General features: G+C 67.8%; 16 protein-coding genes and 2 pseudogenes. 10 read left to right on the top strand and 8 right to left on the bottom strand.

Going from position 1 to position 14,787, the window contains the following annotated elements; all coding sequences use genetic code 11:
* The first annotated feature begins 123 nt into the window (after window positions 1–123).
* The gene (locus tag AB0G04_RS43625) at window positions 124–978 is read left to right on the top strand and encodes an SDR family oxidoreductase (protein ID WP_360996480.1); all 855 of its coding nucleotides are present in this window, start codon (window positions 124–126) and stop codon (window positions 976–978) included.
* 24 nt (window positions 979–1,002) lie between these two features.
* Here AB0G04_RS43625 and AB0G04_RS43620 read toward each other — a convergent pair whose 3' ends face one another.
* Window positions 1,003–1,461, bottom strand: coding sequence for a YbaK/EbsC family protein (locus AB0G04_RS43620; protein WP_360996477.1), 459 nt, complete (start codon window positions 1,459–1,461; stop codon window positions 1,003–1,005).
* A 19-nt stretch (window positions 1,462–1,480) separates the two neighbouring features.
* Here AB0G04_RS43620 and AB0G04_RS43615 point away from each other — a divergent pair, with 19 nt between their 5' ends.
* A complete protein-coding gene (locus tag AB0G04_RS43615; protein WP_360996474.1) occupies window positions 1,481–1,855 on the top strand; it encodes a DUF427 domain-containing protein in 375 nt (124 codons plus the stop codon).
* Here AB0G04_RS43615 and AB0G04_RS43610 read toward each other — a convergent pair.
* Window positions 1,804–2,823 carry a TIGR03617 family F420-dependent LLM class oxidoreductase gene (locus tag AB0G04_RS43610; RefSeq protein ID WP_360996472.1) on the bottom strand — a complete coding sequence of 340 codons (1,020 nt, stop codon included), beginning with the start codon at window positions 2,821–2,823 and terminating at the stop codon, window positions 1,804–1,806. The two genes, AB0G04_RS43615 and AB0G04_RS43610, sit on opposite strands and share 52 nt — an antisense overlap.
* A 60-nt stretch (window positions 2,824–2,883) precedes the next feature.
* Here AB0G04_RS43610 and AB0G04_RS43605 point away from each other — a divergent pair, with 60 nt between their 5' ends.
* Window positions 2,884–3,699, top strand: coding sequence for a MerR family transcriptional regulator (locus tag AB0G04_RS43605; RefSeq protein WP_360996469.1), 816 nt, complete (start codon window positions 2,884–2,886; stop codon window positions 3,697–3,699).
* Here the strand turns inward: AB0G04_RS43605 and AB0G04_RS43600 are convergent.
* Window positions 3,686–4,522: a P1 family peptidase gene (locus tag AB0G04_RS43600; protein ID WP_360996466.1), complete on the bottom strand. Its 837-nt coding sequence runs from the start codon at window positions 4,520–4,522 to the stop codon at window positions 3,686–3,688. The two genes, AB0G04_RS43605 and AB0G04_RS43600, sit on opposite strands and share 14 nt — an antisense overlap.
* Window positions 4,523–4,615: 93 nt before the next feature.
* Between AB0G04_RS43600 and AB0G04_RS43595 the strand changes: the two genes are divergently transcribed.
* On the top strand, window positions 4,616–6,664 hold the full coding sequence (locus tag AB0G04_RS43595; protein ID WP_360996464.1) for a catalase: 2,049 nt from the start codon (window positions 4,616–4,618) through the stop codon (window positions 6,662–6,664).
* A gap of 79 nt (window positions 6,665–6,743) precedes the next feature.
* Here the strand turns inward: AB0G04_RS43595 and AB0G04_RS43590 are convergent, their stop codons facing one another.
* The 3 genes from AB0G04_RS43590 to AB0G04_RS43580 all read right to left on the bottom strand — a co-directional run bounded on the left by AB0G04_RS43590 (window position 6,744) and on the right by AB0G04_RS43580 (window position 7,955).
* Window positions 6,744–6,932, bottom strand: a complete 189-nt coding sequence (locus AB0G04_RS43590; RefSeq protein ID WP_360996461.1) for a hypothetical protein — start codon at window positions 6,930–6,932, stop codon at window positions 6,744–6,746.
* A 139-nt stretch (window positions 6,933–7,071) separates the two neighbouring features.
* Entirely contained in the window at window positions 7,072–7,563 is a 492-nt protein-coding gene (locus AB0G04_RS43585; RefSeq protein ID WP_360996458.1) for an Hsp20/alpha crystallin family protein, read from the bottom strand.
* A gap of 182 nt (window positions 7,564–7,745) precedes the next feature.
* A complete protein-coding gene (locus AB0G04_RS43580) occupies window positions 7,746–7,955 on the bottom strand; it encodes an SUMF1/EgtB/PvdO family nonheme iron enzyme (protein ID WP_360996455.1) in 210 nt (69 codons plus the stop codon).
* A gap of 578 nt (window positions 7,956–8,533) precedes the next feature.
* On the opposite strand from AB0G04_RS43580, the gene AB0G04_RS43575 reads away from it, so the two are divergent.
* The 6 genes and pseudogenes from AB0G04_RS43575 to AB0G04_RS43550 all read left to right on the top strand — a co-directional run bounded on the left by AB0G04_RS43575 (window position 8,534) and on the right by AB0G04_RS43550 (window position 11,352).
* A complete protein-coding gene (locus AB0G04_RS43575) occupies window positions 8,534–8,977 on the top strand; it encodes a tyrosinase family oxidase copper chaperone (RefSeq protein WP_360996453.1) in 444 nt (147 codons plus the stop codon).
* Between the two features lie 83 nt (window positions 8,978–9,060).
* Entirely contained in the window at window positions 9,061–9,840 is a 780-nt protein-coding gene (locus AB0G04_RS43570) for a tyrosinase family protein (RefSeq protein ID WP_360996450.1), read from the top strand.
* Between the two features lie 84 nt (window positions 9,841–9,924).
* Entirely contained in the window at window positions 9,925–10,281 is a 357-nt protein-coding gene (locus AB0G04_RS43565) for a hypothetical protein (RefSeq protein ID WP_360996447.1), read from the top strand.
* A 378-nt stretch (window positions 10,282–10,659) separates the two neighbouring features.
* A pseudogene (locus AB0G04_RS43560) lies at window positions 10,660–10,971 on the top strand (IS30 family transposase); the annotation flags it as partial.
* A 7-nt stretch (window positions 10,972–10,978) separates the two neighbouring features.
* A pseudogene (locus tag AB0G04_RS43555) lies at window positions 10,979–11,239 on the top strand (integrase core domain-containing protein); the annotation flags it as partial.
* The gene (locus tag AB0G04_RS43550; RefSeq protein ID WP_360996483.1) at window positions 11,161–11,352 is read left to right on the top strand and encodes a winged helix-turn-helix domain-containing protein; all 192 of its coding nucleotides are present in this window, start codon (window positions 11,161–11,163) and stop codon (window positions 11,350–11,352) included. The pseudogene AB0G04_RS43555 and the gene AB0G04_RS43550, both read left to right, overlap by 79 nt.
* A gap of 613 nt (window positions 11,353–11,965) precedes the next feature.
* On the opposite strand, the gene AB0G04_RS43545 is transcribed toward AB0G04_RS43550, so the two are convergent.
* Together AB0G04_RS43545 and AB0G04_RS43540 are read right to left on the bottom strand one after the other, a co-directional pair.
* On the bottom strand, window positions 11,966–13,003 hold the full coding sequence (locus AB0G04_RS43545; protein WP_360996444.1) for a hypothetical protein: 1,038 nt from the start codon (window positions 13,001–13,003) through the stop codon (window positions 11,966–11,968).
* A 420-nt stretch (window positions 13,004–13,423) separates the two neighbouring features.
* Complete coding sequence (locus AB0G04_RS43540; RefSeq protein ID WP_360996441.1) at window positions 13,424–14,308, bottom strand: hypothetical protein; 885 nt, start codon at window positions 14,306–14,308, stop codon at window positions 13,424–13,426.
* Window positions 14,309–14,787: the final 479 nt, after the last annotated feature.

The following is a 14,787-nucleotide window of genomic DNA, read 5'->3' as shown; positions in this document are numbered from 1 at the left end:
TATACAAACTTTTCTTCCATTTTTTCCCCCCCCCCCAACCCGCCCGCGGCTGCGGCCGCCCGCGGTGCCCGCCCCCCCCCACCCCCCCGCCCCCCCACAGCCGGAGGAGAACAGGGAGCTGACATGACCATCGCCGTCACCGGAGCCACCGGACAGCTGGGCCGCCTCGTCGTCGAGTCACTGATCGCCCGCGGCGCCGTCCCCGGCGAGATCGTCGCCGTCGTCCGGGACACCGCGAAGGCCGGCGGCCTGCTGGCCCTCGGCGTCCAGGTGCGCGAGGGCGACTACGACCGCCCGGAGACCCTGACCGCCGCCCTGGCCGGCGTCGACCGGCTGCTGCTGGTCTCCGGCAACGCGGTCGGCCGGCGGATCGCCCAGCACACCGCGGTGATCGAGGCGGCGCAGGCGGCCGGCGTGGGCTTCCTGGCCTACACCAGCATCCTGCGCGCCGACACCACCCCGATCGGCCTCGCGCCCGAACACCTGGCCACCGAGGAGAAGATCAAGAACAGCGGGATTCGGTACGCGTTCCTGCGCAACGGCTGGTACTTCGAGAACTACGCGGGCGCCCTGGCCGCAGCCGTGGCCCAGGGCACGCTGCACGGCAGCGCCGGTGAGGGCCGGATCGCCGCGGCCACCCGCGCGGACTTCGCCGAGGCGGCGGCGGTCGTGCTGATCAGTGGCGAGCCCGGCGTGTACGAACTGGCCGGCGATCACGGGTTCACCCTCGCCGAGCTTGCCGCCGAGACGGCCCGGCAGTCCGGCACGCCCATCGCCTACCGGAACCTGCCGGTCACCGAATACCAGGCGGCACTCGTCGCGGCCGGCCTGCCGGAGGGTTACGCCGGACTGCTCGCCGACACCGACACCAAGATCGCCGAAGGGCACCTGGACGACTCCACCGGCACCCTGTCCCGCCTCGTCGGCCGTCCCACCACCCCGCTCACCGACGCGGTGGCGGCGATCCTCAAGAACTGAGTCGGCGGCAGCCGGACGCGGCTCTCAGGAGCTGAGCTCGGTCACATCGGCGAACGAGCCGCCCAGCGCCTTGACCGCGGCGTCGGCACTCACCCGCAAGCCGACGCCGCGCTCCCCCGCGCCGAGGCTGATGGTCCGGCCGCGGGTGGTCTCGTCGGCGATGACCGGCCACGGCCGCCGGGACCCGAACGGGGTGATGGTGCCCCGCTCGTACCCGGTGGCGTCCTTCGCGGTCGCGGCGTCCGGCATCGACAGGCGGCTCACGCCGAGAAGGGCGCGCAGTTTCGGCCAGGAGATGGACCGGTCGCCGGGGACGAGCACGAACAGGAAGTCGTCCTCGGCGCGCCGCACCACAAGCGTCTTCACCAGGTCACGCACCTCGACGCCCTGCGCCACGGCCGCCTCGGCCACGCTGCCGACCGGCCCGTGCCGGACCACGTCGAACTCGATCCCCGCGGCCGTCACGGCCTCGATCGCACTCACGAACGTTAGGCTCCTTCACATGTCCAAGCCTCGTCTGCAACCCGGACCCGATCATCCGATCACGATCACCCCGACCGGCTCAAGGGTGACCGTCACCGCCGGCGGGAAGGTCGTCGCCGACACCGAGAACGCGCTCACCCTCCAGGAGGCGAGCTACCCGCCGGTGCAGTACGTGCCACTCGCCGACGTCGACCCGGCCCTGATCACCGCCACCGGGCACCAGACCTACTGCCCGTACAAGGGCGAGGCCAGTTACTGGTCGCTGCCCGAGGCGGAGAACGCGGTCTGGGGTTACCCGGAACCCTACGAGGCGGTCGCCGCGATCAAGGGACACGTCGCGTTCTACCCGGACAAGGCCGAGGTCCGGATCGCCGACCGCACCGCCGCCAGCTGATAACGGTCCGCCTCATAGGGCGTGTACAACGACATCCGATCGATCGCGGAACCGAATCGATCGCGCAGGCCGGTGGCCACCGACGCCGGGTCGCCGGCCACCGCGAAGGCGTCGAGTACGTCGTCGGGAATCGCGTCGGCCATCTCGTCCCACGATCCCCGCCGGGACAGCTGGTTGAGCCGGTCGGCCAGGTCACCCCAGCCGTGCAGTTCCAGAACCGGCCGGTACGCGGGCGTCGAGGCGTAGAAGGCGATCTGCCCGCGCACCGCTCGTTCGGCCTGCGCGCGTTCCGCCTCGTCGGTACCGAGCACCACCATGGCACTCATCTCCATACGGAATCCGTTGAGTGTGCCGCCGCGCGCCGCCCGTACCGCCGGAATCATTCTCTCCTCGAGATAGGCCGCGGTGGTCAGCGGATGCACCAGCAATCCGTCGGCGACCCGGCCGGCCGCCGCGACCATCCGCTCCCCCACGGCGGCCAGCTGCACCGCCGGATTGCCGTACGGGTTGGGCCCGGGGTCGAAGAACGGCGTCATCAGCGTGTGCCGGTAGAACGTGCCGCGGAACGCCAGCCGCTCCCCGGTCGCCCAGCAGTGCCAGATCGCCCGCAGCGCGGCCACGAACTCCTCCATCCGGGCCGCCGGGCTGCTCCACGGCATCGCGAACCGCCGCTCGATGTGCGGCTTGACCTGTGAGCCGAGCCCCAGCCGGAACCGGCCCTCACTGATCAGCTGGAGGTCGTTAGCGAGGACCGCGACGTTCATCGGGTTGCGGGCGAAGGCGACCGCGATCGCCGACTGCAGCGAGATGCGGTTGGTGGCGCGGGCCACCAGGGTCAGCGTGGTGAACACGTCGTGCCTGGTCTCGGCCGCGTTGAACCCGTCGTAACCGACCTGTTCGGCGGAGACGGCCGCCGCTTCGGCCTCGGCCGGAGCCGCCGCGACCGGCGCGGCATAGTCAACCAACATCCCACAGGGATACCAGATCTTGACTCTCACACCGTGTCAGGCAGTCAACTCGGAGCCATCATGTTCGCCATCGGAGACTTCGCCCGCCACGGCCGCGTGTCGGTCCGGATGCTGCGCCACTACGACGCCATCGGACTGCTGCGGCCGGCCCACGTCGACCCGGCCACCGGCTACCGGCACTACACGGCCGCCCAGCTGGCCCGGCTCAACCGGATCATCGCCCTGAAGGACCTCGGTTTCACGCTGCAGCAGGTGCACGACATCGTCGACGGCACGCTGAGCGCCGGGGAACTACGGGGCATGCTGCGGCTGCGCCGGGCCGAGCTGGAATCGGCGGTGGCCGAGGCCCACGCGCGGCTCGTGGGGGTGGAGGCACGTCTCCGGGCCATCGAGAGGGAGGGCCACATGCCCAGCAACGACGTCGTCATCAAGAGGATCCCGGCGGTCCGGGTCGCGGAACTGACCGCGGTCGCCGACAGCTACGAGCCGGGCGACATCACCCCGGTGATCGTGCCGCTCTACGACGAGCTGTTCCGGCGGCTCGACGCGGCCGGGGTGCGGCCTTCCGGTCCGGGTGTCGCCTGGTACGAGGACGCGGCAGACGGCCGGATCACCGTTCATGCCGCGATCCAGGTCGCTGGTGCTCAGGAGAGCGACGACTTCGCGGTACGGGACCTGCCGCCGATCGCCGAGGCGGCGACGATCGTGCACCACGGCTCGATGGACGCCGTGGTGCCGACCGGTCAGGCGCTCGCCGAGTGGATCGACGCGAACGGTTACCGGGCCGTCGGTTATGCCCGTGAGGTCAGCCTCGAGTGCCCGGAGAACCGCGCCGAGTGGGTGACCGAGTTGCAGGTCGCGATCACGAGAGCCTGACCGCGGCACGGATGGCGCCGGCCATGACCTCGGCGGTGACCGCCCGCAGCAGGTCCAGGTCGGCGCCGTCCACCTCGCCGGTGGCGAGCGCCACCACGGCGTCACCGTCGTACCGTGAGTGGGCCGGGTGCAGGGCGCGGGCGAAGCCGGTGTGACCACTCTGGGCGAGCAGGTGACAGTCGAGTTTGCTGAGCCGCGCGTCGGTCAGCACCACGGCGATCGTGGTGTTCCCCATCGGGAACGGCGTGGCCACGGCCGGGACCGGGGTGCTGTCGCCGTCCAGGACGTCACCCCAGGCGTTGACCACGGCGACCACCTCGACCGTGGCGGTGCCGGCCCGGCCGCTCGCCCGGCCCAGCCCGCCCGGCGACGGGGTGCCGCGCCACTTGCCCGTGGTGGCCCCGGTGCCGGCTCCGACCGTACCGATGCCGAAGGGTTCTCCGCCGAAGGCGGCGAGGGCGGCGGCACGCCCCTGTTCGGCTCCGGGCGGATCGGTCGCGACCGACGCGTCGAAGATCGACATGCCGACCACGATCGGCACCGGCCCGAAGTCGGTGGGAAAGCCCTGCCCACGCTCGCGCAGCAGCCGCATCACGCCGTCTCCGGCGGCCAGGCCGAAGGCGGAACCGCCGGAGAGGACCACGGCGTCCACCCGTTCGACCAGGCGGCCCGGTTCGAGCAGGGCGAACTCGCGGGTGGCCGGGGCGCCGCCGCGAACCTCGCCGGACCCGACCGTGCCTGGCGGCGGGAGGATCACGGTGACGCCGGTGCCTTCGCCGGTCCAGTGGCCGGCGTAGGCGGTGAGCAGTTGCGGCGTGGCCATGAGCCGAACCGTAGCGCCCGCCACGTTCCGGAGGCTGATGTCTGGGTATGCACTCGGTTTGATCCCGATGTCACACAGAAACGGATTTGCCACATGGAGCCGACTGTTCCCAGTCCCAAGGCGAAGGAAGACGCGGAGACAAGCCCGGTCAAGGAGTCCCTCGCCCCGGCCCGGGGACTGCAGACCGGCGACTACCTGACCACGGCTCAGGGTCTCCGGCTACCGGACACCGACCACTCGCTCAAGGCCGGGCCGCGCGGACCGTCGCTGCTGGAGGACTTCCACCTCCGCGAGAAGATCACCCACTTCGACCACGAACGGATCCCGGAGCGGGTGGTCCACGCCCGCGGATCCGGTGCCTACGGCACGTTCACGGCGTACGGAAACGCGGCGTCCGTGACCAAGGCCGGGTTCCTGGCCGAGAAGGGCCTGGAGACCGACGTGTTCGTCCGGTTCTCCACGGTGCTCGGCTCGCGGGGCTCCGCCGACACGGTGCGTGACACCCGTGGCTTCGCCGTCAAGTTCTACACCGCCGAGGGCAACTTCGACCTGGTCGGCAACAACATGCCGGTCTTCTTCATCCAGGACGCGATCAAGTTCCCGGACATCATCCACGCCGCGAAGTGGCACCCGGACCGGGAGATCCCGCAGGCGCAGACCGCGCACGACACGTTCTGGGACTTCGTCTCGCTGCACACCGAGGCCACCCACCACGTGTTCTGGGCCATGTCCGACCGGGCCGTGCCGCGCTCGTACCGAACCATGGAAGGTTTCGGTGTGCACACGTTCCGCCTGGTCAACGCCGAGGGCGAGACGGCGCTGGTGAAGTTCCACTGGAAGCCGGTCGCCGGCGTGCACTCCCTGGCGTGGGAGGAAGCCCAGATCACCGCCGGTGTCGACCCGGACTTCCACCGCCGTGACCTGGCCGACTCGATCGACGCCGGGCTGTTCTACGAGTTCGAGCTGGGCATCCAGGTGATGCCGGACAGCGACGACGAGACGTTCGAGGGCATCGACCTGCTCGACCCCACGAAGATCGTGCCGGAGGAGCTGGCGCCGGTGCAGCCGGTGGGCAAGCTCGTGCTGAACCGCAACCCGGACAACTTCCACGCCGAGACCGAGCAGATCGCCTTCCACCTGGGCCACCTGGTCCCCGGCATCGAGGTCACCAACGACCCGCTGCTGCAGGGCCGGCTCTTCTCCTACCTGGACACCCAGCTCAGCCGGCTCGGTGGGCCGAACTTCGCCCAGCTGCCGATCAACCGGTCGCAGGCGCCGGTGAACGACAACCACCGCGACGGCCTGCACCAGAGCGTCGTGCATCGGGGCATCGTGGCTTACCTGCCGAACAGCCTCGCCGGTCCGGAGGGCCCGGTGCCGGCCGGGCCGGAGAACGGCGGATACGTGCACGTGCCCAAGCTCGTGCACGGCGAGAAGGTACGCGCCAACCCGGTGTCGTTCGCCGACCACTACTCGCAGGCGGCTCTCTTCTACGCCAGCCTCAGCCCCATCGAGCAGGATCACATGGTCGAGGCGTTCACGTTCGAGCTGAGCAAGTGCTATGAGCAGGCGATCCGCGTACGGATGCTCGGGGTGCTGGCCAATGTGAACGCCGAGCTGACCGCGAAGGTCGCGGCCGGACTGGGTCTGCCGGTGCCCGAGGGCAAGCCGCCGGTGAACGTGACGCCCTCGCCGGCGCTGGCGCAGATCACCGACCGGGTCTGGCCGATCACCGGCCGGGTGGTCGGCGTGATCGGCGCGCCGGACAAGCAGGCCGAGAAACTGCAGAAGGCCCTCGAGGCGCAGGGTGTCGTGGTGCGGGTGATCTCGCCGGTCGGCGGTCCGGGTGTGGAACGGACGTTCCAGACCGCCCGGTCCGTGGAGTTCGACGCGGTGATCGTCGCGACCGCCACGACCGACCTGCAGATGATGGTGCTGCTGCAGGAGGCGTACCGGCACGCCAAGCCGATCGGCGTGTGGGGCAAGGGTGAGCAGACGCTCGCGAACGCCGGGATTGACCTGAAGGCGCCGGGCATCCTGCCCGACCCGGATGCCAAGACGATCGCGGCGGCGCTCGGCGCGCACCGGGTCTGGGACCGGGTGCCGCTGCTCAAGCCCGCAGCATCCTCCGCCGGCTCCTGACCGTCTCCGCGACCCCGGCTGTCGCGCACCGTTGTCTCAGCCACGCTGAGACAACGTGGCGCACAGCCGGGGTTGTGGCTTACCGGCGGATCGAGGCCAGGGCCATCGCGGCCAGACTGCAGCAGGCCGTCAGCCACGCGATCGCCAGCAGCGACGACATCACGGTACCGGTGAATCCGGCTGGCGAACCGCTCAGAACCGTGAACACGACGCCGATGAAGACGAGCGCGGCGACGGCCGCCGTCTGCAGATATGTGCGGTGGGTCAAGGCGAACTCCGGGTGGTCACGACGGGAGCCGCAACCTTCCCGTACCAGCCCGCCGGCCGGCAACGACCGCGGTGGCCGATTTCCTGACCGTCCGTCGGGCATGGGAACCGGGCCGGCGCACCGCCGGCCCGGCCGGTGGTCAGCTCGCGATCGACTTGGACGAGGTGGTGTCACCCTCGATGGTGGCCGGCTGCTCCGACGGGGCGAAGGCCGGGGCACGACCGGTGGCGATCTCGATACGGCGTGGCTTGGCGGCCTCGGCCACCGGGATGGTCACGGTCAGCACGCCGTCCTGCCAGGTGGCGTCGATACGGCCGAGGTCCAGGCCGTCGCCGAGGGTGAGACGCCGCTCGAACGCACCGGTCACCCGCTCGCGGCGCAGCCACTGCACGTCGGCGTCGGTGCGGGCGGAACGCTCGGCGCGGATCGTGAGGACGCGGCCGTCGACGTCTACGTTGACCGAGCCCGGGTCGATACCGGCGAGGTCGCAGTGCAGCACGAAGTGGTCACCGGACCGGTACAGGTCCATCGGCATCGCCACGGCGGCGGGGCCACCGGCGACTGCGGGGACGCCCAGCATCCGGTCGGCCAGGCGGTCGAACTCGCGGAAAGGATCGAAAGTCAGCACCACGATCAACCTCCTCGAAACAGCCGCCGGACTGTCCGGCGGCGCGTGGCGCTCGGCTGACAACTCTTGCCGAGGTCGGTGGTCATCTTTCTCTGACCAGGTCCGACAAGACATTTTTTAGCACTGTCACGCCGTGAGTGCCAGCCGTTTGGCCAAGATTTTTTGAAGTCGTCCCGGATGGCCGCTCACGACGCCACGGTCCGGAACCCGGTGTTCCCGGTCGACGAGTCGAGGGTGTTCGAGGAGCGGGCCGCGTTGCGGTAGCGGTTGCAGTACGACTCGTGGCACCGGTAAGACCCACCGCGGATCACCCGGGCGTCACCCGAGTCGGGGCCGCGCGGATCGTCCACCGGCGACCGCTCGTAGTAGGCCGGCGAGAACCAGTCGCACACCACTCCCACACGTTGCCGACCGGCTGCCACAGTCTCGCGAAGGTCCGGCCGGGCACGGAGGCCTGCTCGATCGTGTGCCCGCCCCGCCGGTTCCCGGAACGGGTGTCGCCGCGGAGGGCCGGCCGGAGGACGGCGTGCAACAGCTCATGCGGCCGGGGGCGGCCGAGGATCACGGATCTCGCAGCACGTGCGCCTGTACTTTTTCACGGCATCTGATACTGACGACACAAGCCGCACGGCCGATGCCCGTCGGCCGATCGCCCCGCGGGCGAAGCCGCCGGGCAAGCTACTCGTCACAGCAGCGCGTCAACCAGCGGCGCAGGCGGGGAAAAGGCCGGCCGAGTTCGCCATCGCTGCAATCGGCGACAATGTCGCGGCAACTACTTCACATGGTCCGTCGTTCGCAACAGGTACGGTGGCCGACCATTGACACACCGGTTCCGTAGTGACCATGTAAAGGCCTTGAGTACCTTCTGATTAACCGCCGCGGTCGAGTTCAAGAACCGCGGAAACAACCGGCCAGATGTCGACAGGGGCACTTGTCGCCGAGCCGTACGGCTTTCTTCCGGAAGAGGATCTCCATGGCCAAGAAGAGTCGTCGTGACATCTTGCGCTACAGCGCAGCAGGTGTCGTGACCGCAGCGACCGCCGCGGTAGGTGTGCAGGGTGCGACAGCCGCGACCTCCGCGGCCGCACCGGAGGCTGCCGCAGCCGACCCCCGCGATTTCGACGAGGTCTACAAAAGCAAGAAGATCAAGGGCAAGCACAACCCCGACGGCAAGCACGAGTTGCACATCAACAACAAGAAGCTCGCGCTGACGAGGATCAACACGCTCTTCGTACCGGAGGACGGGTCACCACCGCATGTAGGAGTCGGCTACATCAGCGCCATCAACCATTACGACCCGGTGGAGATCAATGACACGACGCATCGCGACGGTCTCAAAAAGCTGGCCAGAAAGGTCGTCGACATCCTGGGCGACGCCGAGTTGAGCGATCAGGCCGCGCAGGAGCATCGTCACTGATCTCTGCGCCGCCCTGCCACCTTCCCGCCCTCTCGCACGTGAAAGGCATCCCCTCAATGCCCGTACGTAAAAGCGTTGCCAACATGACCACTGCGGAGAAGACCGCATTCATCGACGCTCTCCGCCAGTTCAAGACCACATTCGCCAACGGGCGTCACTACAACGCGTACATCGACCAGCACATCACATTCTTCGCCCGTACCTCCGACGGCATCAGCCACGCCCACCAGGCGCCGTCGTTCCTGCCGTGGCACCGCGCGTACCTGATCCTGCTGGAACTGGACCTGCAGACCGTCAGCGGTAACGCCAACCTCTTCATCCCGTACTGGGACTGGACCGGCACAGCCACGCCGTTCACCAACGACTTCCTCGGATCCATCACCAACGGCAGCGTCTCCAGCGGCAACTTCAGCCCAGCTTGGGGCTGGGCGATCTACCGCAGCAGCATCGCCACCACGTTCCTGCAGCGCCGGCTGGGCCAGAACGCCACCCGCCCGAGCGCCGCGACGGTCAGTGGTGTGCAGAGCTGGCAGGTCTACGACCAGGCGCCGTGGGACGCGACGGTGTTCAACAGTTACCGCAACCGCAACGAGATCGAGTTGCACAACCGGGTGCACAACTACATCGGCGGCCATATGGGCACCCGCGAATCACCGAACGACCCGGTCTTCTGGCTGCACCACTGCAACCTCGACCGCCTGTGGTGGCAGTGGCAGCTCACCAACGGCATCGACACCTACCAGCCGCGGACCGGCTTCACGTCCGGCGTCGTCGACAACACCGAGACGATGCTTCCGTTCGACGCGAGTGCCACGCCGTCGGTGCTGCGCGACATCACCGCCTTCAACTACAGCTACGCCTGAACCGCGGGCACTGTCCGCCACATTTCTCCGCCCTCCGCCGGGCCAGTACCGCCGGGGGGTGGCGCAGATCTGCGAAGGTGAGGCATGAACCCTCACCAGCATGCCAACCGGGCCGAAGAACTCGCCGCCGAAGCCGGCCAGATGTACACCGACCTACGCCGCGACATCGAAGCCGGCACCGGCGTGGACGAAACCATGTGGCGATTCCTCGACTCCACCGTCCGACTCGGGCAACTCCACGCCAGCCTCGCCCTGCGCACCCTGCCGACGGGGCCGTCGTTCGTACCCGCCACCGCCGCCTACGACGACGGCCCTAACCGGAACAGAACCCTGGAAGACCACCACCGGGCCCCGGACCTCGTCAACGAAACCTTCGATCCGTCGGTACTCGACGACACCGCACCCACCGCCGGCCTCGACGACGAGCGAGGTGAACGATGAAGCGCTCGCCTTTCACCGAACCCGCGCCCACGGGAAACCTCGACAGCGCAATGCGCACTGGTCTACCTGCCCGGTAGGCCATGGGCATTGGTTCGGGGGCATTCGTGCCGCGGGGATGGCGGATGGACCTGGTCGAGATCGCCGACCCGGTCGAGCAGTACGAGGCGATGACGGCCGTGGCGAAGCTCGCCGACGCCGGTCCCTATGCGACGCAAAATCGAGCGTTTCCCCATGTTTCGTTGGCCCATGGGGAAACGGCCTCAACTACCGTCCCATCCCATGGCGTCCCTCGAACACCGCGGCGACTCCGTACGCATCACCCGGCTCCTGCTGTGCCCAAGCCCTACCCTCGTGAGTTCCGCGACGATGTCGTGCGGGTCTCTGACCTGGGACCGTGGCAAGGAACTCGCCGCGCACGCCCAGTTCAAGATTGAAACTGGCATCGCGGTCTACTTCGCCGACCCGCACTCGCCCTGGCAACGAGGCACGAACAAAAATACCAACGGCCTGCTGCGCCAGTACTTCCCCAAGGGCACCGACCTGTCTCGCTGAACCCTCGAAGACCTCCTCGCCGTCCAAGCAGCCATCAACAGCAGACCCCGCAAGGTCCTCAGTTGGAAGACACCGGCCGAGGTCCTGGACGAGCAGCTACGGTTACTCCGACCAGGACATGTTGCAACGACCGGTTGAACCCAAGCAGTTTCGTAGCCGGAAGCTTGTTCGTGAACTGCACCGTCACGACATGGTCGAGTCGATGGGCCGCGTCAGCGCCGCCGGCGACAACGCCGCCATGGAATCGTTCTTCGGCCTGCTGCAGAACAACGTCCTCAACCGCCGGACCTGGACCACCCGACAGGAGCTGAGGACCGCGATCGTGACCTGGATCGAACGGACCTACCACCGCCGCCGACGCCAACGATCACTGTCCCGGGCTGGCAGGACGCCCGGTGGACTCTGAGGCGGGTCGCCGAGGTGATCGAACGCCGCTTCGGCGTTTCCTACAGCTGCTGCCCCAGTCCGGGTGCTCGATATCGACGCAACGCCGCCTTACGTCGGTACCAAACAGTCTAGAGACACCGTCCATAGCCTGCGGCCCCACCTGCGCCGGGGGCTTTCGCGTCAGCAGCGCATCGGGGAGGGGCGCGCAGAATCCAATGGACTTGGGCCCGCGAGACGTCCGTCGATGCTCAACCCGAAACGGCAGATCAGCTGTACGTCCTAAGCTGAGAGCCTCGGGCATGCCAGGGCGCCCACTACTGTCTGCCGTACCGTTGGTCAAGGTGCTCGGCTCTAACCGAGCACTGTTCCGCGGTTGTCTGGCTCCGAGAGCCGATGTCTGCGGGGCGAGAAAGGCGGAACCCTCGCCGTATCGCTGGCCAAGCTACCCGGCAAGGGCCCGTTTCAGTGAGCTATCTCCGGGGCTAGGGTCGCACCCCTAGCCCCGGAAATAGCCCACGAGATCCGTGTACGTACTCAGAGCCGCCAGCATGAGCATGATCATTGCCATCATGGCCAGCCGCCTGTCCTGGTCGCCATCGTCATCTCGATAGGTCACCGCCGTTCCCTCCTTTCCTGATATCGGAGACCCGATCAACTTCGCTTTCGGCTATGGGACGGGGCGGGGCACGTGCCTCCGACACGACTCGCCGAACTGCGCCTGCTTCGGTAATCGACCGTCGCCTGGTCACTGTCCAACACCATCCGACGCGCGCTCGCTCTCGTAGACGAAGGACAGCATTGGCCGGGAAGTTGCCAGTTTCGGGAGTTTCGCCACACCAACGGCCGCAGCCGTCGCCGCTTCGATGATTCTGGCGACGTTGCGGTCGGTGAGTCTCTTTGCGAGAACCTTGCCTTTCGCGTCGAGATCCGGAAAGAGCGGTCCGCTGAGATACCCCTTGGCCGCGAGATGGCGATCCCAGGCCAGCAGAGTGGTCGCCGGGCAGACAGCGCGGTCTCGGGCGGCCGGGATGATGACGTAGCGGGATGGTCGGCTCGTTCCGCGAAACAGACGCACCTCGACTCCTTCGGGCGTCTGCACAACGTCATTGACGTCGAGGGCGGCGATGTCGGATGAACTCAGTGCTACAGGGCAGGACAACCCCGCCAGCACGATCGCGCGGTCTCGCTGGCGCGTCTCGGGCTGCCACCACCGCGGGTCGCTGCGCACGAAGTGATCCGGCCTCACTGCTCTGTCAATCGGCTGGACCAGCTTGCTCATCATCTCGGCCGGCGCAGCGAGGAGCGTGGCCGCCGGGGCAGGAAGGGTTGCCGCGCCCGGTGTCCACGGCTGGTGACCGCGGTGCTGCCGGAGTCGGCACCTATTGCTGCAGGTCTTCCGCCGACGGCCTCGCTCGGCCGGAACCATGAACTGCCCGCACTGCGCACAGAACCAGTCCTGCAGTCCCAGCCGGTACGCGAGGGCTTGATAGTTCTCGATCCGCCCAGCCCGATGAAAACCGCGAAGCGCAGCCGCCATCTCCTGGTCCGCTCGCAAGGAGAGAAGAATCCTGCTGATGCGTGAGTCCAGTTCGGCAGTGTCTATACCGAGGGCGAGTGACAGGTTGCGGCTGGAGATTTCCAGGCCAACTCGGGCGAAGATGAGAATCTGATCGATGTCGTCATTGATCCGGGCTAGTACCTCGGCGAAGAGGGCGACGCTCGCCAGATCGCCGACGGCCGCCTCCGCAGCGTCGTCGGCGGGATTTCTGCCACGGCCGCTCATTCGCAGCTCCCGTCGGTAACGTCGCGTCCACCACGTGTGAACCTTCTCGGCTCATCCCACTGCGATCGGGACAAGAGCAGACCAATACGGTTGATCAGTGTGTCGAGGCGCCGCATGTCGGGTTCGACGCCGCCAGGACTGGCCTGGTGGAACGCCGACCGGGTTCCGGTGAGCAGCCAAGCCAGGACCACTGTGGCCACCAGCGCGACGCCGGCACAAACCACGGCCGTGGTGATGGGTACGAATAGGTAGGGCGTGGACGTCCTCTGCATACGGCAAACCTTCCTGGCGGGCAGACGAAAGCCCCGCTCGCCATGGCGAGCGGGGCTTTCGTTGGGTGAGATCAAAAAAGCCTCGACCGAAGTCGAGGCTGGCCGCGGGCGTAAGCATCCCGCGCCTTGAAGGCTACGATACGGATAGCTATTCTGCAAACATGCACGTCAATTGCGTTGCGCTCGAGGGGCCACCTGTTGGTGCCTTTCGTTTCGGGAAGTACGGAGTACTAGCCTTCTTACCCAACGCGCAAGATCGGCGTGCGCGGTAGCCCGCCGTACGACTTTGCACTTCGCCCTCCGGGTATCTGCTCGACCATGCAGCAACGCGCGATCTCTTTCCGGCCCCAGCCGCCCTGGTTCCAGGCTCGACGGCGATGCCTTTCAGTAGCCGGTCAGAGGGGAACACGATCACACGGTCGCGGATCAACTCGAACCTGGCTGGCTGGATCGACGGGCAGTGGACCAGAACCTCGCCGGCAGTCAGGAAGCCGCCCCTTTGTTCCCGGACAGTGATGATCTGTTCGGCCTGCTCCGGCGTCACTTCTAACGCTTCCTGCAGCCACGGCGCGGGTACATGATTCACGTCGACCAGTCCTCCGTCGTCGTACTGCCGGTTGGGGATGTCTGGTCGGCCGATTTTCAACTCGAGTGCCGCAACGGGGTTCTGCAGGACCAGTTGCTGCGCCTCACGGCGGCGTTGTGCGCGCGCGGCGGCCATGGCCAGCGCCATCGCGTTGGCGGGCGCGGCGGAGGGCACTACAGGAGGTGCAGCGTCGGCGTGTTTACGTACCAGGTGCTGCAGGACCAGAACGTGCCCGATGCCGACCAGCCAGATCACCACGTGCGTCCCGACGACGGCGTTGTGCGGGGCGCTGTCGATAGGGAACATGCCGACGCCACCGATGTAGCCGATCAACGCGACAAGGTAGCCAGCGGCCGCGATCAGGTGCCCGCGGGACCTCAGCCGGAAGCCTCCGTAGAACACCATGACGAACGTCCCGAGCCCCGCCGAGAAGAAAGGAACCAGCACCCACCACTTCGTCTCGACTGGATCGGCTGTTCTGCCTGCCCGATGGCACCTGTGCCAACCCGATTCCAGCGCATCGCTGGTGAGAATCTCTTGAGCAAAGTGGCCGTACAGTCTTCAGGTGTCCGTGCATCGTGTCTGACGGGCCGATCACCCCGTGGAGTAGACCCGAAGCGCTGGATCCCGGAGGTGCCCGCTTGCGCCCCACCGACTGCCTCGCCTTTCTCGACAAACAGCGGGCAGGAAATGCGACGCATCCCGGGCGGAGGCGGCCGAGCCGACGGGACCGGCTGCTCCGGCTGCCGGAGGGCACGTTCCGGCTGAAGCGGCCCAGCTGGGGCATCCAGGTCCACCCCCGGCCACGGCGACTGGATCAGCATCCCGCAAGCTACAGAGGTTGAAAGGCTGAGGTTCGCGTCGTCACGGTAGTTCCGGGTCGAGGGTCATGCCGGTGTTGGCGAAGAAGCCGGCGAGGAGATCGG

The organism is Actinoplanes sp. NPDC023801, assembly GCF_040639655.1.
GTDB lineage: Bacteria > Actinomycetota > Actinomycetes > Mycobacteriales > Micromonosporaceae > Actinoplanes.
This window is presented reverse-complemented; position numbering and strand designations above follow the sequence as displayed.